Genomic DNA, 24,217 nt, shown 5'->3' with positions numbered 1-24,217 from the left:
CCGCTTTCTTCATATCCGTGGTTTTTAGTCAAAAAAAAGCCCCGTACTACGACGGGGCCAGGTTGCTTATTTCGCTGTTATTTATCCAGCGCGTAGGCAATCACGTAGTCACCACGATCCGGCGACTGGCGTGCACCGCCAGCAGAGATCAGAATGTACTGTTTGCCGGTTTTCGGTGATACATAGCTGATAGGTCCGCCCTGGCTACCCACCGGAAGACGCGCTTTCCACACTTCTTCCCCCGTAGAGGAATCAAAGGCGCGCAGGTAGTAATCTTGGGTTCCCGCAATGAAGACCAGACCGCCCTGCGTGGCCAGCGTACCGCCCAGCGTCGGCATACCGACAGGCATTGGCATACGCATTTTTACCCCAAACGGACCGGTATCCTGTACGGTACCGACCGGCACCTGCCAGACGATTTTCTGCGTTTTCAGGTCAATGGCGGAGAGAGAGCCAAACGGTGGTTTCTGGCACGGAATGCCCAGCGGTGACATGAAACGGTTTTTGTTGACCGAATACGGCGTTCCTTTCATCGGAACGGCGCCCATCCCGGCGTTCACGGCTTCACCGCCCGTGTTTGCCACCGCGCTCTGCGGATCTTGCTTAATCAGCTGAACCCACAGGCCCAGACGCATGTCATTGACGAAGATATACTGGTTGTTCGGATCGGTGGACAAACTGCCCCAGTTCATTCCACCCAGCGAGCCCGGGAAGCTCAGGGAAATATCGGTTCCCGGCATCGTGTACAGACCGTCATAACGCATTGATTTGAAGCTGATACGACAGGCCAGCTGGTCAAACGGCGTCGCCCCCCACATATCCGATTCTTTCAGGGTTTCAGCGCCAATCTGCGGCATCCCCACAGAGCGAGGCTGCGTTGCCGGGTACTGTTCACGTGGAATATCCGCTGGTTTTACCAGAACCTCTTTCACTTCAGTGAGCGGTTTACCCGTCAGGCGATCGAGAACGTAAATTTGCCCCGCTTTAGTGCCCACCACCACCGCGGGCTTGTTGCCCTCTTTCGTTGGGAAATCAACCAGGCTCGGCTGCATCGGGATATCGAAATCCCAGAGGTCGTTATGCACGGTCTGGTATACCCACTTCTCTTTCCCGGTAGTCGCATCCAGCGCGAGGATTGAGGTGGCGTATTTGTGATCTTCCGGAATACGGTCAGCGCCCCACAGGTCGACAGAGGAACTTCCCATCGGGATAAACACGGTATTCATCGACGCATCCCAGGACATAGGGGCCCAGGAGTTTGCAGAGCTGCGTTTGTAGTGTTCGCCCGGCTTCAGAACGTAGTTCGGATCCGGATTACGCGGATCGAACGCCCAGCGCAGCTGGCCGGTGATCACGTCATAACCACGTATAACGCCGCCCGGCATATCGGTGCTGACGTTATCCGCAACGCGGCCGCCAACCACGACCGTGGTACCCGCCAGCGTCGGGGCCGACGTCAACACATAGGTTGGATCTGACGCGTCGCCCATTCCTTCATGCAGGTTAACGCTGCCGTCAGTACCGAAGTCCGGGCAGAATTTGCCGTTATCGGCGTCTAACGCGATCAGCTTACCGTCAATGGTATTCATCAGGATACGGCGCTGGCATGCCGCGCCCGGTGCGACCGGCGCTGGCAGAACCGGTGTGGAGCCGGCTACCGTTGGCTGTGCCAGCGGTTTGGTGGCATCAAAGTACGCCAGGCCACGGCAGCGCATCCAGATGGCAGACTTAGCGTTGATTTCCGCTTTCCAGATCTCTTTCCCGTTATCGGCATCCACGGCGATCACGTTGTTATGCGGCGTACAGAGGAAGACACGATCGCCTACCTGTAGCGGCGTTTGCTGATCTTCTGCGCCATTGCCATCCGGACTTTGCGGAATATCACCGGTATGGTAGGTCCAGACCGGTTTCAGGTTTTTCACGTTGTCACGGGTTATCTGGTCCAGCGCCACAAAGCGACTACCGCCAGCCGTATTACCGTAGTGATCCCAGTTCTGCTGTTTCGCCTCTTCTTTTACCGGCACCAGCGGGCGCTTTTCGCCGCTAAACGGCACGGTCGGATGGGGTTGAAACATCTGAACAAAGGTGACGCCCATGCCAATAATAAGGACCGCGCAGACCGCCATCGCCCCTTTCGTGGAGGACGGTTTTCCTTCACGCTTACGCAATGCAGGCCAGGTGGCTGCTGCCAGCACCATCAGCCCGGCGGGTACCATTAATCGGGAAACCAGGGGCCAGAAGTCGAGTCCGGCATCGAAAAATGCCCAAATCAGGGTGCCAAGAAACACCAGAGCAAACAGCCCTACGGCAGAGGATTTGCGGCGGAAAAACTGAATTGCAGAGAGCAGCGTGAAAACCCCGGCAATGAGAAAGTACCAACTCCCCCCCAGGGAAGCCAGTTTAAAACCGCCGATGGCAAAAAACAGCCCCGTCACAAGAAGTACCACACCCACCAGCAGGCACCACGGGCCTAACCAGCCCAATGGGCGGGGATTATTGTCTGACATAAAAATGAATCTCCTGATTACTTTATATAAAGCAGGGTTTTATTAACTGCCACGATGTTAAAACCCTGCACAACGCTAATTGTTCGTATGCGAAGCATAAATTAAAAAGAGAACGTAGACAAAACCTATTATGTCGGAAGAAATGAAAACCAGCGCAATTGCATGGGTTTAACAGGGTTAAAATAGCGAATATCGCTAACTACGTCACCGATGCTGGAATATATGACCAGCCGGAAGTTGCTTAAAGGATTAATATCAGGATTCCCCCAAGGCCGGTCTTATAGCGTCAGATTTTTACAGCTGAGCCTTCAAACAGAAGATTTAATTAAGCAATAACCATGAATAAGCACAGGGATAAACCTGAGTTCAGTTTCAGGAAGAAATTATCAATAATTTTAGAGCGTCTGGTGCGTTGAACATTCCGTCATTATCAGCACTGAAAATGTGACTTTCCGCATCAAAGCGGACTCACAGCGTGACAATACAAACACTATCATATCACTTAATGAAGTCTTGAATCGCAGTAAAGCCAAACAGTAATTCACTGTGCTTTCACTACACGTTGACTTTACACCAAGACTAGCGCATATTTTACAGCACAAATTAACAAGACAATTTTTGGAGGACGTTTTCTATGCCAGCCCGTGATTATCCCGACAAGCGTGTTGCTCGCGGTGTAGCAAAGGAGGCCGATCTCAGGATGTTAAGTGCGCGCATCGATCCAGCGCTGATGGAGTACATCCGCATTACTGCGTATGAAACACGGAAAAGTAAGCAGGAAATCGTGGCGGAAGCGTTAGCACTTCACCGCCAAAGGAATCAGATTGTGTCATAAACACCAAAAGCCCGAAAAATCCCCCGGGCTTTTGCTGCTGTCTGGATTACTCCACCAGCGTATTTAACGTCTCCAGCGCCTCAGGCGGCAATACCAGATCGGCTGCCGCCAGGTTTTCACGCAGATGCGCCACCGAAGAAGTACCCGGGATCAAGAGGATATTTGGCGAGCGTTGCAGCAGCCATGCCAGCGCCACCTGCATAGGCGTCGCATCCAGTGAATCCGCCACCGCCTGTAGCCCGGAAGATTGCAGTGGCGTGAAACCACCCAGTGGGAAGAACGGCACCCAGGCAATCCCCTGCTGCGCCAGCGAATCTACCAGCGCATCGTCACCGCGATTCACCACGTTGTACATGTTCTGTACGCATACCACGGAAACCATCTTCTGCGCTTCAGCCACCTGCGAAGCGGTGACGTTGCTCAGCCCAATATGGCGAACCAGCCCCTGTTGTTGCAGCTCCGCGAGGGTGCTTAGCGGCGCGGCAATCGAGCCTTCCGCTGGTCCGGGGGCGCTAAACATGATCCGCAGGTTAACCACGTCCAGCACATCTCGCTTCAGGTTGCGCAGGTTGTCATGCACCGCCTGCGTCAGCTCCTGGGCGGAAAACGCCGGCAGCCAGGAGGCGTCCTCGCCGCGTCGGGCTCCGATCTTGGTCACAATCGTAAGGTCATCCCGGTACGGATGAAGCGCCTCGCAGATAAGCTGGTTGGTCACATGGGGGCCGTAAAAATCGCTGGTATCAATGTGATTTACCCCCGACTCTACCGCTTCACGCAACACCGCCAGCGCCGCATTTTTGTCTTTTGGCGGACCAAAAACGCCAGGTCCGGCAAGCTGCATCGCGCCATAGCCAAACCGTTTAACCGTACGCGTTCCGAGCGTGAATGTTCCGCATTTATCTATGCTGCTCATGCTGACCTTCCTCATAAAAATGATCCGGGTTTACAACAGGTTCCGCAACGAAACCATTAGTTAAGCAATAGTAAAATTAAAGTTTAAATTCGCTACGACGATAGTATTGATGTAACCCTGCCTCTTCTATTACGGATGACCGCCATGCTGAAAAATCTGCACGTGATTACCGGTATTATCTTTGCCCTCACCATATTCTGTCTGCTGCAAGTTGTCACGGGAGGGTTGTTCTACTCTGCCGTTAACAACGATCGTCACAACTTTCAGAACTCCGGGTTGCTCAATGCCCAGCAGGAGAGCCTGAGCGACAGTGTGAACACCCTGGTGAAAACGCGCGTTACCGTCACCCGCGTGGCGATCCGCTACCTGAAAAACCAGCGCGACCCGGCCTCTCTCGCAGCGATCAACACGCTGCTGGGCACCGCCAATGGTTCGCTGGCCAAAGCCGAAGACTATTACAAAAACTGGCAGGCGATTCCGCAGGTGAAGGGGCAAAATGCCGCGCTCACCGAAGAGATGCAGAAAGCCTGGAAGAACATGCACGAGGTAATGCGCTTGTCCATTGCGTACTTGCGCGCCGATAACTATCAGGCCTATGGCGACCTGGACGCCCAGCAGGCGCAGGATGAGATGGAGGCGGTCTATACCCGCTGGCGCGCGGAAAACAACGTCCTGCTGAAAGCCGCCGCCGAAGAGAACCAGAACAGCTTTACCCAGATGCAGTGGACGCTGGCGGCGATCTTCCTGACCGTTATCGCCGTGCTGGTGGTGATCTGGCAGGGTTTACAGCACCTGCTCCTGAGACCGCTCAACGCCATCATGAACCATATTCGCACCATCGCGAGCGGCGATCTGACGCAAAACGTCGCGATTACCGGGCGCAACGAAATGGGCCAGCTGGCCGCCGGTCTGCATGAGATGCAACAGTCGCTGGTCAGCACCGTCAGCGCCGTGCGCGGCAGCACAGATTCTATCTACACGGGCGCAGGAGAAATTGCCGCCGGGAGTAACGACCTTTCCGCCCGAACCGAGCAGCAGGCAGCCTCGCTGGAAGAGACCGCCGCCAGCATGGAAGAGCTGACGGCCACGGTGAAACAGAACTCGGATAACGCTCGTCAGGCGACGCTGCTGGCAAAGAATGCGTCTGAAACCGCCGCACGCGGCGGCCAGGTGGTGAATAATGTAGTGCGTACCATGAATGACATTGCCGACAGTTCTCAGCAAATTGCTCATATCACCGGCGTTATCGATAGCATTGCCTTCCAGACCAACATTCTGGCGCTCAACGCGGCGGTTGAAGCCGCCCGTGCCGGCGAACAAGGCCGCGGCTTTGCGGTCGTGGCAGGCGAAGTACGGACGCTGGCCAGCCGCAGCGCGCAGGCGGCAAAAGAGATCAAAGGGCTTATTGAAAACTCCGTCAGCCGGGTGAATACCGGCTCGGAACAGGTGAGCGAGGCGGGTGCGACCATGAAAGAGATCGTCGCGGCCGTGACACGCGTAACCGATATTATGGCTGAAATCTCGTCGGCGTCTGACGAGCAAAGCCGCGGTATTGAACAGGTCAGCCTGGCGGTCTCGCAGATGGACAGCGTAACGCAGCAAAACGCCGCGCTGGTACAGGAGTCGGCAACGGCGGCGGCGGCGCTGGAAGATCAGTCTGAACAGCTGCGCCAGGCCGTGGCGGCATTCCGGCTGAACATGCAGGAAAACACCGCTCCGCGGCCAAAAAATACAAAAGCACCGCAACTGTTGCGTCCCGCCACGGTCAGTGCCTCAGGTGACACAAACTGGGAGACGTTCTAGGCCTTACCGTTAACGGCTGCGCTTGGCGTGACGTTCCCAGTTCTCCTGTTTCGCCTCATCGGATTTTCGGAGTGAAACATAACATGCCCCGCTGCCGCCGTGATGCGGCAGCGCCACGCAGAAAGCCTGCACGTCCTCGAACTCAGTTAACCAGCGGGCAAGATAACTGCGCACCACGTTCGGGTGCGAATTTTGCTCGCGGCCCTTCCCGTGAATGATAATCAGGTTACGTAAACCGTCGCGGCAGGCCTGGCGAATGAAGGCGTACAGCATCTGGCGGCAGCGTTCGGCGGGCTGACGCAACAGATTTAAGCTGGCCTGTCGGGCGTATTTACCCGAGCGCAGCTTGTCAATAACGCCCTGCTGAACGCCCTCGCGCTGGAACATCAGCGGTTCTTCAAGCGGCAAGAGTTCCAGGAAACCCAGTGTGAGAAAGTTGTCGAGCTGCTCGGTATCGATCTCCTGGCGAACCCGGGTATTACGGCTTTGCTGCCAGTGGATATCGGTGCAGCGTTTCAGGGGCTGGACATCCTCCATGGCGTCAAGAAAAAGTGATTTGTCGTCAGGGTTCATGGAAATCCTCCGGGCACATCGGGGCTTGTACTATACCTGCACCGGGCAGGGGCCTCAATAACCCTTACCGCAAGGGGCAAGATAAATATTAATCTGATGAATATATATAGCTACCATTAAAGTTATTTAAATATTACTTAACTAAAACTACAGCAGAGTTAAAATAAGTGATTTGCGTTGAAATTTTGTAAAACCAATGACGTGCCGCCTTTCTTTTTTCAGGAAAGATGTTATACCTAAATATACCTGCCTCATGGATATAATACCCAGGATTTGCGAAAGGACGCACTGCTGTGTGTACTGTAGGGTCTGTCTGATGTCGGACAGGCTCTATTTTTTCTTTGGCAATTTCACGAAAAAACTATTTTTCTCGCTTCCCTTCTGAATTGTGTAATTAATGATTCAGCCAGGGGCGTCTGGCGTGCATCACGGCGCTGAATTAAATAATAGGCCGCTCTGGGAAGTGTTTCCACAACCGGCAGCATGACCAGCCGGTGCGCCAGCAGCGGGTCGCAGCCCAGCTCCTGCGGCAGCACGCTCAGGAAGTCACTTTGTGCGACAAGGCTAATACAGGACGAAAAGGTTTCGCAAACGACGCCAATACGCGGTATCTGCGAGCGATGATGAAATATATCCTCAAGCTGCTTATAATAACTTCCCCGCGGCGTTGGCATTGTCCAGTTATAATGAAGAAGTTCATTAATAGAGGTAGCCCCCAACGCCGGATGTCCTTCCCGACAAAATACCGCAAAAGGTTTCTCAAAGAGTTTTTCAAACGTAAATTCGTGATCGTAAGGCCCCTGATAATAGGTATTGATGGTAAAGTCCAGCTCACCCTGGCGTAATTCATTGATCATTGATACCAGCTGACCTTCCATAATCCGCACCTTGATCTGAGGATGCTGCGCATGAAAACGGGAGATAACGGCGGGCATCAGGCTGCGCGCCACGCTGGCACCCATCCCAATATTGATCTGCCCGGTCAGCTCCCCCTGACGCTGACGGATATCATCCTGCGCTGCGCGAAGCTCTTCCAGAATCAAATTAGCGCGGTGATAAAACCCTTCCCCGCACTCGGTCAGGGCGACACCTTTACTCCGGCGCACAAACAGCTGTGCCGCCATGCCCTCTTCCAGCTCTTTAATGGATTTAGTCAGCGCGGGCTGCGAAAGATTCAGCACCCGGCTGGCTCCGCGAATACTGCCCTGACGCGCCACTTCAACAAAAGCCCGAATTTGATGAAATTTAATCTGAAATGACATAGCCCGACCGATAACCGTTGTTTATCAGAGTAAAGAAACTGTCATCTACTTTAATGGAATCGGATGTGCGAGGGTAATTCCTGAACGGTTAAAACTGTGAAAAATCGCTTAGTGATAAGTAAAAACTATCACAGCGTGAAGCAGTTCACATATTTTAATGATGACAGGAAAAGATATGAACGCACTGGCGCAGTACATCCACACATTAGCCCCCCAACTGAGCGCATGGCGTCGCGATTTTCACCATTTCGCGGAATCCGGCTGGGTGGAGTTTCGCACAGCCGCGAAAGTCTCGGAGATCCTGGACTCGCTGGGTTACGAGCTGGCGATGGGTCGCGATGTCGTGGATGCCGAAAGCCGGATGGGGTTGCCCGATGACGCAACCCTGGCGCGGGAATTTGCCCGCGCCCGCGCGCAAGGCGCACCGGAGAAATGGCTCGCGCCGTTCGAAGGCGGGTTCACCGGCATTGTCGCGACCCTGAATACCGGTCGCCCCGGCCCGACCCAGGCCTTTCGCGTGGACATGGATGCGCTTGATCTGAGCGAAGCGCATGACGACAGCCACCGGCCGTACCGCGACGGTTTTGCCTCCTGCAACCCGGGCATGATGCACGCCTGCGCGCACGACGGCCACACCACCATTGGTCTGGGGCTGGCGCAGGTGATTAAGCAGTATGAAGCCCAGCTCAACGGCACCATCAAACTGATCTTCCAGCCTGCCGAAGAGGGTACGCGCGGCGCCCGCGCTATGGTCGCTGCAGGGGCGCTGGACGACGTGGACTACTTTACCGCCATTCATATTGGAACCGGCGTTCCGGAAGGGACGGTGATCTGCGGCAGCGATAACTTCATGGCGACCACCAAATTTGACGTGCGCTTTACCGGCGTTGCCGCACACGCTGGCGGTAAACCGGAAGAGGGCCGTAACGCCCTGCTCGCGGCGGCCCAGGCCGCTATCGCGCTGCATGGCATCGCGCCACACAGCGAAGGCGCGTCCCGGGTTAACGTCGGAGTCATGCAGGCGGGCAGCGGACGCAACGTGGTTCCGGCTGATGCGTTGCTTAAGGTTGAAACCCGCGGTGAAAGCGAGGCGATTAATCAGTATGTCTTCGATCGCGCGCAGGCGGTGATTACCGGCGCGGCAGCACTCTACGGCGTAACAGCCGGGATAAACCTGATGGGGGCGGCGACCTCCAGTGCCCCCACCCCGGCCTGGGTCGATTATCTGCGCGAACAGGCAAGCCAGGTGCCCGGCGTGACTCATGCCATTAATAAGGTCAAAGCGCCTGCGGGCTCCGAAGATGCCACGCTGATGATGGCCCGCGTGCAGCAGAACGGCGGCATGGCCTCGTATATGGTCTTCGGCACCGAACTGAGCGCCGGACATCACAACGAAAAATTCGATTTTGATGAGCAGGTGATGAACGTTGCCATCGAAACACTGGCGCGAACTGCGCTTAATTTCCCGTGGACGCGAGGTGTGTAATGCAGGAGAACTACGCTTTTATCGCTGATGCCATCGACACGCGATGTCAGACGTTTACCGATATTGCCGACGACATCTGGGATCATCCCGAAACGCGCTTTGAAGAGTTCTGGTCCGCCGAACGGCTTGCCAGCGCGCTGGAAGCCGAGGGCTTTACCCTGATGCGGGAAGCCGGAGGCATTCCCAACGCCTTTATTGCCAGCTACGGCAGCGGCAAGCCCGTTATCGCCCTTCTGGGCGAATACGACGCCCTGGCCGGGTTGAGCCAGCAGGCGCACTGCGCGACGGCGCAATCCGCCACCCCGGGGGCTAACGGCCATGGCTGCGGGCATAACCTGTTGGGTACTGCTGCCTTTGCCGGTGCGGTGGCGGTGAAAAGCTGGCTGGAACAGCACGGCGGCAGCGGAACGGTACGATTTTACGGCTGCCCCGGCGAGGAAGGCGGCTCTGGTAAAACCTTTATGGTGCGTGAAGGATTATTTGACGACGTGGACGCTGCCGTGACCTGGCATCCGGAAGCCTTTGCCGGGATGTTTAACGTCAGCACGCTGGCCAATATTCAGGCCGCCTGGCGGTTTAAGGGGATCGCCGCCCATGCCGCAAACTCCCCACATCTGGGACGTAGCGCGCTGGATGCCGTGACGTTGATGACCACCGGCACAAACTTCCTCAACGAACACATCATTGAAAAAGCACGCGTTCATTACGCCATCACCGATACCGGCGGAATTTCGCCTAACGTGGTGCAGGCTCAGGCAGAAGTGCTGTACCTGATCCGCGCTCCGGAGATGGCCGATGCGCAGCAGATCTACGCGCGCATCGAGAAAATCGCCCAGGGCGCGGCGATGATGACCGAAACCACTGTCGAGTGTCGCTTTGATAAAGCCTGCTCCAGCTATCTGCCGAACCGTACGCTCGAAGCGGCCATGTACCGCGCATTGCAGCATTACGGCACGCCGGACTGGACGGAAGAAGAACGCGAATTTGCCCGTGAAATCCGCGCCACGCTCACGGCAAACGACCTGCAAAACAGCCTGAAAAACATTGCCGCAACGGGAGCCGAAGAGGGAAAAGCCTTTGCCCGACGCCATCACGAAACGCTGCTGGTGGATGAAGTTGCCCCTTACGCCATCACCGATAACGTGCTGGCTGGCTCCACCGACGTGGGGGATGTCAGCTGGAAGATGCCTGTCGCACAGTGCTTTAGCCCCTGTTTTACCGTCGGCACCCCGCTGCATACCTGGCAATTGGTGGCGCAGGGGCGTACCTCTATTGCCCATAAAGGCATGCTGCTGGCCGGAAAAGTGATGGGCGCGACCGCGCTGCATCTGCTTCAGGATGCCGACCTGCTGCGAAAATGTCGGGAAGAATTCGAACAACACATAACAGAAAAACCGTACGAGTGTCCGATCCCGCAGGACGTGACACCGTCACCTTTAATATAAAAAAACACAACACAACACAACACAACACAACAACAGTCCCGAGGAACGCCCATGAGTATGTCATCCATACCTTCGCATTCCCCATCCGGTAAGCTCTATGGCTGGGTTGAAAGGATCGGTAATAAAGTGCCGCACCCTTTCCTGCTTTTTATCTATTTAATTGTCATCCTGATGGTCGCGACAGCCGTGCTGTCCGCCTTTGATGTGAGCGTGCGCAGCCCGGCCGACGGCAGCATGGTGGCCGTAAAAAATCTGCTCAGCGTGGAGGGGTTGCACTGGTTTTTGCCGAACGTGATTAAAAACTTCAGCGGTTTTGCGCCGCTGGGCGCCATCCTGGCGCTGGTGTTAGGCGCGGGTCTGGCCGAACGCGTGGGTCTGCTGCCCGCGCTGATGGTGAAAATGGCCTCGCACGTCAGCGCGCGTTATGCCAGCTATATGGTGCTGTTTATTGCCTTCTTCAGCCATATCTCGTCTGACGCGGCGCTGGTGATCATGCCGCCGATGGGGGCGCTGATTTTCCTCGCCGTTGGCCGTCATCCTGTTGCGGGCCTGCTGTCGGCGATCGCGGGCGTCGGCTGTGGGTTTACCGCTAACCTGCTTATTGTGACCACCGATGTGCTGCTCTCCGGCATCAGCACGGAGGCAGCCAGCACCATCGATGCGGCCATGCACGTCAGCGTGATCGACAACTGGTACTTTATGGCCAGTTCGGTGATTGTCCTGACGATTGTCGGGGGGTTGATTACCGATAAGATCGTTGAGCCGCGCCTGGGTAAATGGGAAGGCCGGAGCGATGAAAAGCTGGAGACGCTGAGCAAAGAGCAGCAGTTCGGCCTGCGCGTCGCCGGGATCGTCTCGCTGGCATTCATTGCGGCTGTGGCGCTGATGGTGGTGCCGGAGAATGGCGTGTTGCGCGATCCAATCAAACACACCGTACTTCCCTCGCCGTTTATTCAAGGTATTGTGCCGCTGATAATTCTCTTCTTCTTCGTCGTTTCGCTCGCCTACGGCATCGCTACCGGTAAAATCCGCCGTCAGGGAGATCTGCCGCACCTGATGATCGAGCCGATGAAGGAGATGGCGGGTTTTATTGTGATGGTGTTCCCGCTGGCGCAGTTTGTAGCCATGTTTAACTGGAGCAACATGGGCAAGTTTATGGCCGTGAGCCTGACGGACGCGCTGGAGGCGGCGGGGTTGAGCGGGGTTCCGGCGTTTGTCGGCCTGGCGCTGCTGTCGTCCCTGCTGTGCATGTTTATTGCCAGCGGGTCGGCCATCTGGTCGATTCTGGCCCCCATTTTTGTCCCCATGTTTATGATGCTCGGCTTTCATCCGGCATTCGCCCAGATCCTGTTCCGTGTCGCCGATTCTTCGGTGATCCCGCTGGCGCCCGTGTCACCCTTCGTTCCGCTGTTTTTAGGCTTCCTGCAACGCTACAGACCGGAGGCTAAGCTGGGTACCTACTATTCGCTGGTCTTGCCCTATCCGCTTATCTTCTTAGGGGTATGGCTGGTGATGCTGGTGGCGTGGTATCTTGTCGGCCTGCCGATTGGACCGGGTATTTACCCGAGGCTGAACTAAGGAATACTGATGCTGAGATTACTCGAAGACAAGATTGCGACACCGCTGGGGCCGCTGTGGGTTATCGCGGATGAAGCGTTCAATCTTCGCGCTGTTGAGTGGGAAGAGCACAGCGACCGGATGGTTGAGCTGCTCAACATTCATTATCGCGCCGAGGGTTACGAGCGTATTACAGCCCGTAATCCTGGCGGGCTGAGCGATAAACTGACGGCCTACTTCGAGGGCGATCTCAGCATTATTAATACCCTGCCAACCGCCACGGCGGGTACCCCTTTTCAGCGCGAGGTGTGGCAAGCGCTGCGTAACATTCCCTGCGGGCAGGTGATGCACTACGGTCAGCTGGCAGAGCAACTTGGCCGTGCCGGCGCGGCGCGCGCAGTCGGTGCGGCAAATGGCTCAAATCCCGTCAGCATTGTGGTGCCTTGCCATCGCGTGATCGGGCGCAACGGCACCCTCACCGGCTATGCCGGGGGCGTACAACGTAAAGAGTGGCTGCTGCGTCACGAAGGGTATTTTCTGCTGTAATTCCCAGGCTTTTTGTGCTTAATTTTCTTCCTGTTAGGCTAATAATCCTTAATCATTCTGTGGAATTTCAAGGAGATGGCAACTCGCTGCCGTCTCTTGTCTTTATTGGGGGTTTGCCAGACTTACGTCCTTACCAAAAAGATGTTAAAATTGACCAATATCAATTAAGGCTTGAGCAAACCTATGATCCCGGAAAAGCGAATTATACGACGCATTCAGTCTGGCGGTTGTGCTATCCATTGCCAGGATTGCAGCATAAGCCAGCTCTGTATCCCGTTTACTCTGAATGAGCATGAACTCGATCAGCTTGACAATATCATCGAGCGCAAAAAGCCTATTCAGAAAGGGCAGACGCTGTTTAAAGCGGGAGACGAACTGAAATCGCTCTATGCTATCCGTTCTGGCACCATCAAAAGCTACACCATTACCGAACAGGGTGACGAGCAGATCACTGGCTTCCATCTGGCGGGCGATTTAGTCGGCTTTGACGCCATCGGCAGTGGCCATCACCCGAGCTTTGCTCAGGCGCTGGAAACCTCTATGGTTTGTGAAATCCCGTTTGAAACGCTGGACGATCTGTCCGGTAAGATGCCGAACCTGCGTCAGCAGATGATGCGTCTGATGAGCGGTGAGATCAAAGGCGATCAGGATATGATCCTGCTGCTTTCCAAAAAGAATGCCGAAGAGCGTCTGGCCGCCTTTATCTATAACCTCTCCCGCCGTTTCGCGGAACGTGGCTTCTCCCCACGCGAATTCCGTCTGACCATGACGCGTGGCGATATTGGTAACTATCTGGGCCTGACCGTGGAAACCATCAGCCGTCTGCTGGGTCGTTTCCAGAAGAGCGGAATGCTGGCGGTTAAAGGTAAGTACATCACCATTGAAAACGGTGAAGCGCTGGCCATTCTGGCGGGTCACTCACGTAACGTGGCATAACTCTCCCGGATATCTTATGCCAGGTCGATAAATTTTCATGATTATTGATCTGGCAAAAACTTCCCCCCTGTTTCATTCAAGATATATAGGTTACTCTTTTACTTACAGACTGTGGTGACAGTAGTAAGGAGACCTGTATGGCAAAGTATCAAAATATGCTGGTGGCTATCGATCCGAATCAGGACGATCAGCCAGCATTACGACGTGCTGTGTATTTACATCAACGGATTGGTGGCAAAATTAAAGCCTTTTTGCCGATTTATGACTTCTCATACGAGATGACCACCCTTCTGTCGCCTGACGAGCGCACCGCTATGCGTCAGGGAGTGATCAGCCAGCGTACCGCGTGGATCCGCGAGCAGGCGAAGTATTATCTGGAAGCGGGCGTACCTATCGATATCAAGGTGGTCTGGCACAACCGTCCTTTCGAAGCCATTATTCAGGAAGTGGTGGCCGGTGGGCATGACCTGCTGCTGAAAATGGCGCACCAGCATGACAAACTGGAATCCGTGATTTTCACCCCGACCGACTGGCACCTGCTGCGCAAATGCCCTTGTCCGGTATGGATGGTGAAAGATCAGCCGTGGCCTGAGGGCGGGAAAGCCGTCGTGGCGGTCAATCTGGCCAGCGAAGAGGATTATCACAATTCGCTGAACGAGAAGCTGGTGAAGGAGACCCTTCAGCTTGCCGACCAGGTTAACCATACCGAAGTCCATCTGGTGGGAGCCTATCCGGTTACGCCAATCAATATCGCCATCGAGCTGCCTGAATTTGACCCGAGCGTGTATAACGATGCGATTCGCGGTCAGCATCTGCTGGCCATGAAAGCGCTGCGCCAGAAATTCAGTATCGATGAGAACATGACCCACGTAGAAAAAGGGTTACCGGAAGAGGTTATTCCGGATCTGGCGGAGCATTTGCAGGCCGGGATTGTGGTGCTGGGCACCATTGGCCGGACCGGTATTTCTGCCGCGTTCCTGGGTAATACCGCCGAGCAGGTGATCGACCATCTTCGCTGCGACCTTCTGGTTATCAAACCGGATCAGTATCAGACGCCGGTTGAACTGGACGATGAGGAAGACGATTGACCCCAAAATGAAAGCCCGCCGGTAACGGCGGGCTTTTTTTATTGCGCTTCGCTCAACCGTTGCGCCGGTGCCTCGTCGCCAGCATTCATCCAGGGCGCGTGCAGAACCATGCTCGGCAGCGCCAGCTTGATCTCCTGCTGGTTCAGCCCCTCCAGAATACGAATATTGATCTCCTGCTGAATATCCATGTACTTGTTGTAATCCGCCGTATTAACGATATGGACCACCTCGAAGGTCAGGCGATCGCGATCGAAGCCCAGGAAATGGGCGCGGTCAAACTTCGTTTCCCCGACGTCGGTAATGATCTGTTTGACCATATCACCCACTGAACGCAGTTTTTCCGGCGCCGTGTCGCTGGCGACCCCGAAGGTAAAGACGATCCGGCGCGTTTGCATCCGCTTGTAGTTATGCAGCGTCTGTTGCAGCAGGATGGCGTTCCCGCAGACAATTTGCTCCCCGCTCAGGCTACGGATACGGGTGGTTTTCAGGCCGATGTGCTCTACCGTCCCGGCGACATCGTTAAACACCACAAAATCGCCGATTTCGAACGGCTTATCAAAACCGATGGAGAGCGATGCAAACACGTCGCTCAGGATCGTTTGCACCGCGAGGGCGATAGCAATACCCCCTACCCCAAGGCTGGCAACCAGAGCAGTGATGTTGACGCCCGCGTTAGCAAGGATAGACAGCAGCATCACTGACCAGACAATGGCACGGAGGATAAGCCCCGTGATCACCAGCGTCACCGGGTTTTTATGGCTTCCCGGCGCCAGCATGACGTGACGAAGCCACGACACCACCCCCTGATCCATCCACAGCGCCACCTGGATAGCGAAGACCAGGAACCAGGCGTGGCTCACGGTACCAAAGAGATGATCCGGTAAGTCGACGAAACGTAGGCTGAACAGCAGCGCCACGACAAAAAGCAGGAAGCGGCTGGTGCGGTTAAGCATATCCGTCAGGATAAAACGCATCCGGTTGGTGGTGGGATGCTTGTCGCCCCAGGTGGTGATCCCTCTATTAACAAAAGCGATCAGGCGCGTCAGCAGCCAGTACACCAGCAGAGTTACAAAGACTACCGTGGCGACGCCAATCCAGAATGATGGCGTCATCATCAGCGCGATGATGTCAAAGCGGGACAGAAATTGCATTACACCTCCTCGTATTACACAAAGGGTAAAGTATAGACAGAGGAGAATGGCTGACCGCAGAAATAAGAAAACCGCCCCCGGGGGCGGTTTGTCAGGTTGAAGCGGAATTAAAGAGATTTCAGAATCGCATCCACGCTGGCCTTGGCGTCGCCAAACAGCATGTGGGTGTTATCTTTAAAGAACAGCGGGTTCTGCACGCCAGCATAGCCGGTGTTCATAGAGCGTTTGAAGACAATGACGTTCTGCGCCTTCCACACTTCGAGAACAGGCATACCCGCAATCGGGCTGCGCGGATCGTCCTGCGCCGCCGGGTTAACGGTGTCGTTGGCGCCAATCACCAGCACGGTGTCGGTGTCGGCGAAATCATCGTTGATCTCGTCCATTTCCAGCACGATGTCGTAAGGCACCTTCGCTTCCGCCAGCAGCACGTTCATGTGGCCTGGCAGACGCCCCGCCACCGGGTGAATACCAAAGCGAACCTTGATACCGCGCGCGCGCAGTTTCTCGGTGATTTCCGCCACCGGATACTGCGCCTGCGCCACCGCCATGCCATAGCCTGGGGTGATGATGACGGAATGCGAGTTTTTCAGCATCTCTGCGGTGTCTTCCGCGCTGATTTCACGGTGTTCACCCACTTCCTCATCAGAACTGGTTGATGAACCGTCAGAACCGAAGCCACCCGCGATGACGCTAATAAACGAGCGGTTCATCGCCTTACACATGATGTAAGACAGGATCGCACCGGAAGAACCGACCAGCGCACCGGTGACAATCAGCAGGTCGTTGCTCAGCATGAAGCCTGCTGCCGCCGCTGCCCAACCGGAATAGGAGTTCAGCATGGAGACGACTACCGGCATATCTGCCCCGCCGATAGAAGCCACCAAATGCCAGCCGAAGGCCAGCGCGATAATGGTCATCACCAGTAACGCCAGCACCTGCAAGCCTACGCTTTCGGTACGCACGAAGACCACCAGCAGCACAAAGGAAACGACCAGCGCCGCCAGATTCAGCTTATGGCGGTTAGGCAGCATCAGCGGTTTGGAAGAGATCTTCCCGCGCAGTTTGCCGAACGCCACGATTGAGCCGGTGAAGGTCACCGCGCCAATGAAGATGCCGAGGAACACTTCGGTCAGGTGGATGTTCACCAGAATCGGTTCCAGACCCGGTTCGTGGTACAGATAGCTGTTGAAGCCCACCAGCACCGCGGCCAGACCCACGAAGCTGTGCAGAATAGCAACCAGCTCCGGCATCTCGGTCATTTCAACGCGTTTTGCCAGACGAATACCAATCGCACCACCGATGATCATCGCCACCAGGATCCACGCCACGTTGCCGGTGTCCGGCCCAAAGATGGTGGCAATCAGCGCAATCGCCATCCCGGCGATACCAAAGTTATTTCCCTGCTGAGACGTTTCGTGTTTGGAAAGCCCCGCCAGACTGAAAATAAACAGGATTGCAGCAACAATGTATGCGGCTGTAACTAATCCTCCAGACATATGCTACCCCTTAGCCTTTACGAAACATTTTCAGCATGCGCTGAGTCACGGTGAAACCACCGAAAATATTGATACTGGCGATCAGCACTGCAATGAAGCTCAGGAAGCTGATCCAGCCGCCATGACCAATTTGCAGCAATGCCCCAACCACGATAATCCCGGAGATGGCATTGGTAACCGACATCAGCGGGGTATGCAGCGCATGGGAAACGTTCCACACGACGTAATAACCCACCACGCAGGAGAGCGCGAAGACGGTGAAGTGGCCAAGGAACTCTTTTGGCGCGACGTCCGCCAGCCAGCCAAACAGGATAATGACCAGCGCCATGATGGCGTATTTGCGCCACGGCGACGCAGGTTTCGCTGGTTCTGCAGGCTCAGGCGCCGCTTTCGGCGCAGCCTGAGCCTGAGCGGAAACCTGTATCGGCGGTGCAGGCCAGGTGATTTCCCCTTCACGCACCACGGTCACGCCGCGCACCACCACATCATCAAAATCAACGGTGATGTTGCCGTCTTTCTCTTTGCAGAGCAGCTTCAGCAGATTAACGAGGTTCGTGCCGTACAGCTGAGAGGACTGGGTTGGCAGACGTCCTGGCAGGTCGGTATAACCGATCACCTTCACGCCGTTCGCGGTCGTCGTGACCTGATTTGGCACGGTATACTCACAGTTACCGCCGTTTTGCGCCGCCAGATCGACAATCACGCTGCCCGGCTGCATGGAATCCACCATCTCACGGGTGATCAGCTTCGGCGCCGGTTTACCCGGAATAAGCGCGGTGGTGACAATGATGTCCACCTCTTTTGCCTGCGCCGCAAAGAGCGCCATTTCCGCCTTAATAAAGGCTTCAGACATGACCTTCGCGTAACCATCACCGCTGCCCGCTTCTTCCTTGAAGTCCAGCTCAAGGAATTCGGCGCCCATACTCTGCACCTGCTCCTTCACTTCCGGCCGGGTATCAAACGCACGAACAATAGCGCCCAGGCTGTTTGCGGCCCCAATAGCGGCAAGACCTGCCACACCGGCACCAATTACCATCACCTTCGCGGGTGGTACTTTGCCTGCGGCCGTAATTTGACCCGTAAAGAAGCGACCAAACTCATGCGCAGCTTCGACAATGGCGCGATAGCCGGCAATGTTTGCCATAGAACTCAGCGCATCCAGAGACTGCGCGCGCGAAATACGCGGCACGGAATCCATCGCCATCACGGTGACACCGCGTGCCGCCAGCTTCTCCATCAGCACCGGGTTTTGGGCTGGCCAGACAAAGCTCACAAGCGTCGTGCCCGCGTTCAGCAGTTCAATTTCACTCTCTTCCGGTGCGTTTACCTTCAGAATAATGGGTGATTGCCAGACCTCAGCACCGTCCACTACGTCCGCGCCAGCCTGAATAAAGGCCTCGTCATCGAAACTCGCCAGTTTGCCCGCGCCGCTTTCAATCGCGACGGTAAAACCCAGTTTAAGCAGTTGCTCCACCGTTTTTGGTGTTGCCGCTACGCGGGTTTCATTGGCTAACCGTTCTTTTGGTACCCCAATACGCATAGTTTTCCCTTCCATCGGTTTGTGATGATGGTTTGTCGATAATTGCCCGCGGTTCGTATCAATTTTCACCATCGCGATAACGACGGAGAATGATTAACCCCGGAAAATAAAACAGTAACAAACTTTCTATAACCTACTGAAAATAGCGCCCGTGATCTACCGCCAGAAAACACTATTTCTTATTTTATCTGTGAAAAATAAGCGATCGGGGTCACTGACAGAGATATTTACCTTAAATTCGCCTTCAGGACCGATAAATCGCGCAAGCGAAGCGGTAAAAACATGATATAGCGCCATAAAAGAACAACTCATTAACATTAAATTAACTTGTAAAAGTCATATGCTTAATCAGTTTTTCTTGTGAAACGCCTGTTTTTTCCACATATCACAAAATGTTATCGAATCAGGTCCTTTGCTGAGCACAGGCTGTGAAAAATGCCGCAGACAGCGACGGGTGTTAAATGCCATAATCGGGACCGTCTCAAATTAACAACAACACCAGTACATGGTTTGCGCAAGGCGAAGGATTATTTTTATGAAGCTTAAGAACACACTCCTGGCGTCCGCACTTCTTTCCGCGACCGCCCTGTCAGCGAATGCTGCGACAGAGTTGACGCCGGAGCAAGCGGCAGCGTTAAAACCTTTTGACCATACGGTCATTGTGGGTCGGTATAATTCCATTGGCGATGCCGTCGCCGCCGCATCAAAAGCCGCCGATAAAAACGGCGCTGCCTCGTTTTACGTTGTTGACCAGTCCGATCAGGGCAACAGCGGTAACCAGCGCGTGACTGTTGCGCTGTACAAAGAGAATGCCCCAAAGGCAGATGAACAGAAAAACCGCGTTATTAACGGCATTGTTGAACTGCCGAAAGATCAGGCTGTTCAGCTGGAACCGTATGACACCGTGACCGTTCAGGGCTTCTACCGCAGCCAGCCTGAAGTTAACGATGCCATCACCAAAGCCGCGAGAGAAAAAGGCGCTTACGCGTTTTATATCGTGCGTCAGGTTGATGCCAACCAGGGCGGAAACCAGCGCATTACCGCCTTCATCTATAAGCAAGATGCGAAAAAACGCGTAGTGCAAAGCCCGGATGCGATTCCAGCGGATTCAGAAGCCGGTCGTGCTGCGTTAGCAAAAGGCGGTGAAGAAGCGAAGAAAGTTGAAATTCCGGGCGTAGCAACGTCTGCGGCACCAAGCGCAGAAGTGGGTCGTTTCTTTGAAACCCAATCCACCAAAGGCGGTCGTTATACCGTTACGTTACCAGACGGCACGAAAATTGAAGAGCTGAACAAAGCCACTGCCGCGCAGATGGTGCCGTTCGACAGCATCAAGTTTACGGGCAACTATGGCAACATGACAGAAATCTCCTATCAGGTGGCGAAGCGTGCTGCGAAGAAAGGCGCGAAGTATTACCACATCACCCGCCAGTGGCAGGAACGTGGCAACAACCTGACCATCAGTGCCGATCTGTACAAGTAACAAAACGGTTTCATAAAGGCGGCGCAGTGCCGCCTTTTTTGTTACTTTTTTTCTGATTTCTGCCCCATGTCATTGCATGCATCCGTCACACTCCGTAAAATCCCGCGCCTTAGCGTGATCCACCATTTTTATGCGCCTTAGCGAAATAATTATTCTGGATTTGGACTTTTCATAACAGGAAGCCAATGGAAAAGAAACTTGGCCTGAGTGCGTTAACTGCACTTGTATTGAGCTCAATGCTGGGCGCGGGCGTATTCAGTTTGCCGCAGAACATGGCGGCCGTCGCCAGCCCGGCCGCATTATTGATTGGCTGGGGCATCACCGGCGTCGGAATTTTGTTGCTGGCGTTCGCCATGCTGCTGCTTACGCGTATCCGACCGGATCTGGACGGCGGAATATTCACTTACGCCCGTGAAGGTTTTGGCGAGCTGATTGGCTTCTGCTCCGCCTGGGGCTACTGGCTGTGCGCGGTGATCGCCAACGTCTCCTATCTGGTTATCGTCTTCTCGGCGCTCAGTTTCTTTACCGATACGCCCGAACTGCGCCTGTTTGGTGACGGCAATACCTGGCAGTCCATCGTCGGCGCCTCGGTGCTGCTGTGGATTGTTCACTGGTTGATTATGCGCGGCGTTCAGACCGCGGCCAGCATTAACCTGGTGGCGACGCTGGCCAAGCTGGTGCCGCTTGGCCTGTTCGTCGTGCTGGCCTTCCTCGCCTTCCGTCTCGATGTCTTTACGCTCGATTTCAGCGGTATTGCGTTGGGCGTTCCCGTCTGGGAGCAGGTGAAAAATACCATGCTGATTACCCTGTGGGTGTTCATCGGTGTTGAAGGTGCCGTCGTGGTCTCTGCCCGCGCGCGTAACAAACGCGACGTGGGACGCGCCACACTGCTGGCCGTCCTGGCGGCGCTGGGCGTTTATCTGCTGGTGACGCTGCTGTCGCTCGGTGTGGTGGCCCGCCCTGAACTGGCGGAGATGCGTAATCCGTCCATGGCCGGGCTGATGGTGAAAATGCTCGGTCCCTGGGGTGATGTGGTTATCGCGGCAGGTTTGATTGTCTCCGTCTGCGGCGCGTACCTGAGCTGGACCATTATGGCGGCGGAAGTTCCGTTCCTGGCCGCCACGCACAAAGCGTTCCCGCGCCTGTTTGCCCGTCAGAACAAAAACAGTGCGCCATCGGCCTCTCTGTGGCTCACCAACATCAGCGTGCAGGTCTGTCTGGTGCTGATCTGGCTCACAGGTTCGGACTATAACACGCTGCTGACCATCGCCTCCGAGATGATTCTGGTACCCTATTTCTTAGTGGGCGCATATCTGTTAAAAATTGCGACCCGCCCGGCACACTATGCGGTAGGCGTAGGTGCCTGTATTTACGGTCTATGGTTATTGTATGCTTCCGGCCCGATGCATCTGCTGCTGTCCGTGGTGCTCTACGCGCCAGGCCTGCTGGTATTTATCTACGCTCGCCGTACGCATCAGCTTGATAATGCCCTTAAGCGCCGCGAAATGGCGTTGATAGGTTTGCTGTTAGTCGCTGCCGTACCGGCAACGTGGATGTTAATGGGATAGCGCCGCCTGTCCCATTGTTGAACTGAAAAGGAGATTACGATGGGACACACGCAGCAACGCCCAATATTGATCACTGGCGCAGGCCGTCGCATCGGCCTCGCCCTCGCCCATCACTTTCTCAATCTTCGCCATCCGGTTATCGTCAGTTACCGCACGGAATATCCCTCCATTGAAGGGCTACGACATGCCGGAGCCGTCTGCATTCAGGCGGATTTCTCCACGGATGAGGGTATTCTTGCTTTCGCGGAAAAAGTGAAATCGACCACCCGCGGGCTGCGGGCGGTTATTCACAACGCCAGTACCTGGCTTCCTGAAAAAGCAGGACATTCGCTCAGCGAAACGCTCGCCTGCATGATGCAGATCCACGTTAATGCGCCTTATCTGCTCAACCATGCCCTACAGGATCTGCTACGCGGACACGGCCATGCCGCAGGCGACATTATCCATTTCACCGATTACGTGGTGGAGCGAGGCAGCGATAAACACATCGCCTACGCGGCCAGCAAAGCCGCGCTGGATAATATGACTCGCTCGTTCGCGCGCAAGCTGGCCCCCGAGGTAAAAGTCAACGCGATTGCCCCGGCGATGATTTTATTTAACGAGGGCGATGATGCCGAGTATCGTCAGCAGGCGCTTAACAAATCGTTGATGAAAATTGCGCCCGGCGAGAAAGAGGTGATCGACCTGATCGATTATCTGCTGACCAGCTGTTACGTCACGGGAAGGACGTTTGCCGTGGACGGTGGCCGCCCGCTGCGCTAGTGAAAGCGGCTCCAGAAGAAGATGAGCACCCATGCGCTGAGGCTCCAGCAGACCACCGCCCCGCCCAGCGCCAGGGGCAGACGCAGAAAACCGGTGAAGTACCACAGCGACAGCAGATAGATGAAATACGGGATGATTGACCACATCCCGAATACAATGGTGGCACGCAGCGCCTCTATACCCCGCTCAGAGGCCACAATATAGTGCGCAATTAACGCAAAGGTGGGAAACAGCGGGATAAGCCCGGCAATGTAGTAGTTCTTCGTTTTAGCCAGCACCCCTATCAGCAGCACGACCAGCGCACCCAGCGCGGCTTTGATCAACAGCCCCATTCTTTTCCCTTAACAATCAAATAACATTCCCGTGCAGGATAACGGAACTCCGACTAATTATGAAAGATTAATGGAAGGTTAAGGTTGTGCGGTGTATGTTGACGTTTTTCGCGATGACAGACGTAGTATGAATAAGATTGTTTATGTTGAAGATGAACCCGAAGTGGGTCAATTGATCGCCGCTTATCTGGGTAAACATGATATTGAAGTGGTTGTCGAACCTCGTGGCGATCGCGCTGAAGACGTCGTCACCCGCGAAAATCCGGACCTGGTGTTGCTGGACATTATGCTGCCCGGAAAAGATGGCATGACGCTTTGCCGGGATCTGCGCGCGAAATGGGACGGCCCGATCGTTCTGCTGACCTCTCTCGACAGCGATATGAATCATATTCTGTCCCTTGAGATGGGCGCGAATGACTACATCCTGAAAACCACGCCGCCGGCGGTCCTGCTTGCTCGTTTGCGCCTTCATCTGCGTCAGCGTGCCAGCGCTGAGCGTGAAGCGCCTGCGCCCTCTTTAACGCCGCATAAGGCGATGCGGTTCGGCACGCTTTCTATCGACCCGGTCAACCGACAGGTTATGCTTTCCGGGGAGCTGATTGCGCTCTCAACCGCAGATTTTGACCTGCTGTGGGAGCTGGCAACTCATGCCGGGCAAATTATGGACCGGGATGCATTGCTGAAAAATCTGCGCGGCGTAAGTTACGACGGAATGGATCGTAGCGTTGATGTGGCGATTTCTCGCCTGCGAAAAAAACTGCAGGACAGCGCCACCGAGCCCTACCGCATTAAAACCGTACGTAATAAGGGCTACCTGTTTGCCCCGCACGCATGGGAAACCTGAAAAAAAACTACACAGTAAATTTCGAAAAATAACTTGCGATGCATCAGGATTGTTATCGGTATACGTCGTAAGTTTTCGATTATATGCATCGTT

20 protein-coding genes are annotated in these 24,217 nt (G+C 55.0%); 12 read left to right on the top strand and 8 right to left on the bottom strand.

Annotated elements, in window-relative coordinates; translation table 11 throughout:
• Positions 1-77 precede the first annotated feature (77 nt).
• Positions 78-2,507 carry a glucose/quinate/shikimate family membrane-bound PQQ-dependent dehydrogenase gene (locus tag ACOT0L_RS09860; RefSeq protein ID WP_126503385.1) on the bottom strand — a complete coding sequence of 810 codons (2,430 nt, stop codon included), beginning with the start codon at positions 2,505-2,507 and terminating at the stop codon, positions 78-80.
• A 634-nt stretch (positions 2,508-3,141) separates the two neighbouring features.
• On the opposite strand from ACOT0L_RS09860, the gene ACOT0L_RS09855 reads away from it, so the two are divergent.
• On the top strand, positions 3,142-3,342 hold the full coding sequence (locus ACOT0L_RS09855; protein ID WP_023299982.1) for a hypothetical protein: 201 nt from the start codon (positions 3,142-3,144) through the stop codon (positions 3,340-3,342).
• A gap of 46 nt (positions 3,343-3,388) precedes the next feature.
• On the opposite strand, the gene ACOT0L_RS09850 is transcribed toward ACOT0L_RS09855, so the two are convergent.
• Entirely contained in the window at positions 3,389-4,255 is an 867-nt protein-coding gene (locus ACOT0L_RS09850; protein WP_126503387.1) for an aldo/keto reductase family oxidoreductase, read from the bottom strand.
• Positions 4,256-4,399: 144 nt separating this feature from the next.
• On the opposite strand from ACOT0L_RS09850, the gene tcp reads away from it, so the two are divergent.
• Positions 4,400-6,058 carry a methyl-accepting chemotaxis citrate transducer gene (gene tcp / locus ACOT0L_RS09845; protein ID WP_023299980.1) on the top strand — a complete coding sequence of 553 codons (1,659 nt, stop codon included), beginning with the start codon at positions 4,400-4,402 and terminating at the stop codon, positions 6,056-6,058.
• Between the two features lie 9 nt (positions 6,059-6,067).
• On the opposite strand, the gene smrA is transcribed toward tcp, so the two are convergent.
• On the bottom strand, positions 6,068-6,631 hold the full coding sequence (gene smrA / locus ACOT0L_RS09840) for a DNA endonuclease SmrA (RefSeq protein WP_023306091.1): 564 nt from the start codon (positions 6,629-6,631) through the stop codon (positions 6,068-6,070).
• 350 nt (positions 6,632-6,981) lie between these two features.
• Positions 6,982-7,893 (bottom strand): LysR family transcriptional regulator, encoded by a 912-nt coding sequence (locus tag ACOT0L_RS09835; RefSeq protein WP_126503389.1) that lies wholly within the window; start codon positions 7,891-7,893, stop codon positions 6,982-6,984.
• Between the two features lie 175 nt (positions 7,894-8,068).
• Between ACOT0L_RS09835 and ACOT0L_RS09830 the strand changes: the two genes are divergently transcribed.
• From ACOT0L_RS09830 to uspE, 6 genes are all read left to right on the top strand, one after another.
• Complete coding sequence (locus ACOT0L_RS09830; RefSeq protein ID WP_126503391.1) at positions 8,069-9,379, top strand: M20 family metallo-hydrolase; 1,311 nt, start codon at positions 8,069-8,071, stop codon at positions 9,377-9,379.
• Positions 9,379-10,824, top strand: a complete 1,446-nt coding sequence (locus tag ACOT0L_RS09825; RefSeq protein ID WP_126503393.1) for a M20 family metallopeptidase — start codon at positions 9,379-9,381, stop codon at positions 10,822-10,824. Before ACOT0L_RS09830 ends, ACOT0L_RS09825 begins: the two co-directional genes overlap by 1 nt.
• Before the next feature lie 51 nt (positions 10,825-10,875).
• Positions 10,876-12,402, top strand: a complete 1,527-nt coding sequence (abgT, locus tag ACOT0L_RS09820; RefSeq protein WP_022647942.1) for a p-aminobenzoyl-glutamate transporter — start codon at positions 10,876-10,878, stop codon at positions 12,400-12,402.
• A 9-nt stretch (positions 12,403-12,411) separates the two neighbouring features.
• Positions 12,412-12,927 (top strand): methylated-DNA--[protein]-cysteine S-methyltransferase, encoded by a 516-nt coding sequence (ogt, locus tag ACOT0L_RS09815; RefSeq protein ID WP_015570643.1) that lies wholly within the window; start codon positions 12,412-12,414, stop codon positions 12,925-12,927.
• Between the two features lie 183 nt (positions 12,928-13,110).
• On the top strand, positions 13,111-13,863 hold the full coding sequence (fnr, locus tag ACOT0L_RS09810) for a fumarate/nitrate reduction transcriptional regulator Fnr (RefSeq protein WP_000611906.1): 753 nt from the start codon (positions 13,111-13,113) through the stop codon (positions 13,861-13,863).
• A 137-nt stretch (positions 13,864-14,000) separates the two neighbouring features.
• Positions 14,001-14,951: a universal stress protein UspE gene (gene uspE, locus ACOT0L_RS09805; protein ID WP_003857535.1), complete on the top strand. Its 951-nt coding sequence runs from the start codon at positions 14,001-14,003 to the stop codon at positions 14,949-14,951.
• Positions 14,952-14,989: 38 nt separating this feature from the next.
• Here the strand turns inward: uspE and ACOT0L_RS09800 are convergent, their stop codons facing one another.
• From ACOT0L_RS09800 to pntA, 3 genes are all read right to left on the bottom strand, one after another.
• Positions 14,990-16,102: a mechanosensitive ion channel family protein gene (locus tag ACOT0L_RS09800; RefSeq protein WP_126503395.1), complete on the bottom strand. Its 1,113-nt coding sequence runs from the start codon at positions 16,100-16,102 to the stop codon at positions 14,990-14,992.
• Between the two features lie 107 nt (positions 16,103-16,209).
• Positions 16,210-17,598 (bottom strand): Re/Si-specific NAD(P)(+) transhydrogenase subunit beta, encoded by a 1,389-nt coding sequence (pntB, locus tag ACOT0L_RS09795; protein WP_126503397.1) that lies wholly within the window; start codon positions 17,596-17,598, stop codon positions 16,210-16,212.
• 10 nt (positions 17,599-17,608) lie between these two features.
• Positions 17,609-19,138 carry a Re/Si-specific NAD(P)(+) transhydrogenase subunit alpha gene (pntA, locus tag ACOT0L_RS09790; RefSeq protein ID WP_126503399.1) on the bottom strand — a complete coding sequence of 510 codons (1,530 nt, stop codon included), beginning with the start codon at positions 19,136-19,138 and terminating at the stop codon, positions 17,609-17,611.
• Between the two features lie 535 nt (positions 19,139-19,673).
• Here pntA and ydgH point away from each other — a divergent pair.
• The 3 genes from ydgH to folM all read left to right on the top strand — a co-directional run bounded on the left by ydgH (position 19,674) and on the right by folM (position 22,948).
• The gene (gene ydgH, locus ACOT0L_RS09785) at positions 19,674-20,618 is read left to right on the top strand and encodes a DUF1471 family protein YdgH (protein ID WP_022647937.1); all 945 of its coding nucleotides are present in this window, start codon (positions 19,674-19,676) and stop codon (positions 20,616-20,618) included.
• Between the two features lie 185 nt (positions 20,619-20,803).
• On the top strand, positions 20,804-22,186 hold the full coding sequence (locus ACOT0L_RS09780) for an amino acid permease (RefSeq protein ID WP_063841947.1): 1,383 nt from the start codon (positions 20,804-20,806) through the stop codon (positions 22,184-22,186).
• 39 nt (positions 22,187-22,225) lie between these two features.
• Positions 22,226-22,948 (top strand): dihydromonapterin reductase, encoded by a 723-nt coding sequence (folM, locus tag ACOT0L_RS09775; protein ID WP_023306085.1) that lies wholly within the window; start codon positions 22,226-22,228, stop codon positions 22,946-22,948.
• Here the strand turns inward: folM and ACOT0L_RS09770 are convergent.
• Positions 22,945-23,280, bottom strand: a complete 336-nt coding sequence (locus ACOT0L_RS09770) for a GlpM family protein (RefSeq protein WP_022647934.1) — start codon at positions 23,278-23,280, stop codon at positions 22,945-22,947. The genes folM and ACOT0L_RS09770 overlap by 4 nt on opposite strands.
• 127 nt (positions 23,281-23,407) lie before the next feature.
• On the opposite strand from ACOT0L_RS09770, the gene rstA reads away from it, so the two are divergent.
• Positions 23,408-24,124, top strand: coding sequence for a two-component system response regulator RstA (gene rstA, locus ACOT0L_RS09765; RefSeq protein ID WP_032671147.1), 717 nt, complete (start codon positions 23,408-23,410; stop codon positions 24,122-24,124).
• The last annotated feature ends 93 nt before the right edge of the window (positions 24,125-24,217 follow it).

This window comes from Enterobacter cloacae complex sp. XAL002 (genome assembly GCF_049236805.1).
In the GTDB taxonomy this organism is placed as follows: domain Bacteria; phylum Pseudomonadota; class Gammaproteobacteria; order Enterobacterales; family Enterobacteriaceae; genus Enterobacter; species Enterobacter intestinihominis.
The sequence above is the reverse complement of the archived record's forward strand: the minus strand, read 5'-3'. Positions and strand labels throughout refer to the sequence as shown.

What these genes read in the sequence shown, in the direction of transcription:
- ACOT0L_RS09860 (WP_126503385.1), bottom strand. Translation starts at nt 2,507, where the DNA reads ATGTCAGACAATAATCCCCGCCCATTGGGCTGGTTAGGCCCGTGGTGC.
- ACOT0L_RS09855 (WP_023299982.1), top strand. Translation starts at nt 3,142, where the DNA reads ATGCCAGCCCGTGATTATCCCGACAAGCGTGTTGCTCGCGGTGTAGCA.
- ACOT0L_RS09850 (WP_126503387.1), bottom strand. Translation starts at nt 4,255, where the DNA reads ATGAGCAGCATAGATAAATGCGGAACATTCACGCTCGGAACGCGTACG.
- tcp (WP_023299980.1), top strand. Translation starts at nt 4,400, where the DNA reads ATGCTGAAAAATCTGCACGTGATTACCGGTATTATCTTTGCCCTCACC.
- smrA (WP_023306091.1), bottom strand. Translation starts at nt 6,631, where the DNA reads ATGAACCCTGACGACAAATCACTTTTTCTTGACGCCATGGAGGATGTC.
- ACOT0L_RS09835 (WP_126503389.1), bottom strand. Translation starts at nt 7,893, where the DNA reads ATGTCATTTCAGATTAAATTTCATCAAATTCGGGCTTTTGTTGAAGTG.
- ACOT0L_RS09830 (WP_126503391.1), top strand. Translation starts at nt 8,069, where the DNA reads ATGAACGCACTGGCGCAGTACATCCACACATTAGCCCCCCAACTGAGC.
- ACOT0L_RS09825 (WP_126503393.1), top strand. Translation starts at nt 9,379, where the DNA reads ATGCAGGAGAACTACGCTTTTATCGCTGATGCCATCGACACGCGATGT.
- abgT (WP_022647942.1), top strand. Translation starts at nt 10,876, where the DNA reads ATGAGTATGTCATCCATACCTTCGCATTCCCCATCCGGTAAGCTCTAT.
- ogt (WP_015570643.1), top strand. Translation starts at nt 12,412, where the DNA reads ATGCTGAGATTACTCGAAGACAAGATTGCGACACCGCTGGGGCCGCTG.
- fnr (WP_000611906.1), top strand. Translation starts at nt 13,111, where the DNA reads ATGATCCCGGAAAAGCGAATTATACGACGCATTCAGTCTGGCGGTTGT.
- uspE (WP_003857535.1), top strand. Translation starts at nt 14,001, where the DNA reads ATGGCAAAGTATCAAAATATGCTGGTGGCTATCGATCCGAATCAGGAC.
- ACOT0L_RS09800 (WP_126503395.1), bottom strand. Translation starts at nt 16,102, where the DNA reads ATGCAATTTCTGTCCCGCTTTGACATCATCGCGCTGATGATGACGCCA.
- pntB (WP_126503397.1), bottom strand. Translation starts at nt 17,598, where the DNA reads ATGTCTGGAGGATTAGTTACAGCCGCATACATTGTTGCTGCAATCCTG.
- pntA (WP_126503399.1), bottom strand. Translation starts at nt 19,138, where the DNA reads ATGCGTATTGGGGTACCAAAAGAACGGTTAGCCAATGAAACCCGCGTA.
- ydgH (WP_022647937.1), top strand. Translation starts at nt 19,674, where the DNA reads ATGAAGCTTAAGAACACACTCCTGGCGTCCGCACTTCTTTCCGCGACC.
- ACOT0L_RS09780 (WP_063841947.1), top strand. Translation starts at nt 20,804, where the DNA reads ATGGAAAAGAAACTTGGCCTGAGTGCGTTAACTGCACTTGTATTGAGC.
- folM (WP_023306085.1), top strand. Translation starts at nt 22,226, where the DNA reads ATGGGACACACGCAGCAACGCCCAATATTGATCACTGGCGCAGGCCGT.
- ACOT0L_RS09770 (WP_022647934.1), bottom strand. Translation starts at nt 23,280, where the DNA reads ATGGGGCTGTTGATCAAAGCCGCGCTGGGTGCGCTGGTCGTGCTGCTG.
- rstA (WP_032671147.1), top strand. Translation starts at nt 23,408, where the DNA reads ATGAATAAGATTGTTTATGTTGAAGATGAACCCGAAGTGGGTCAATTG.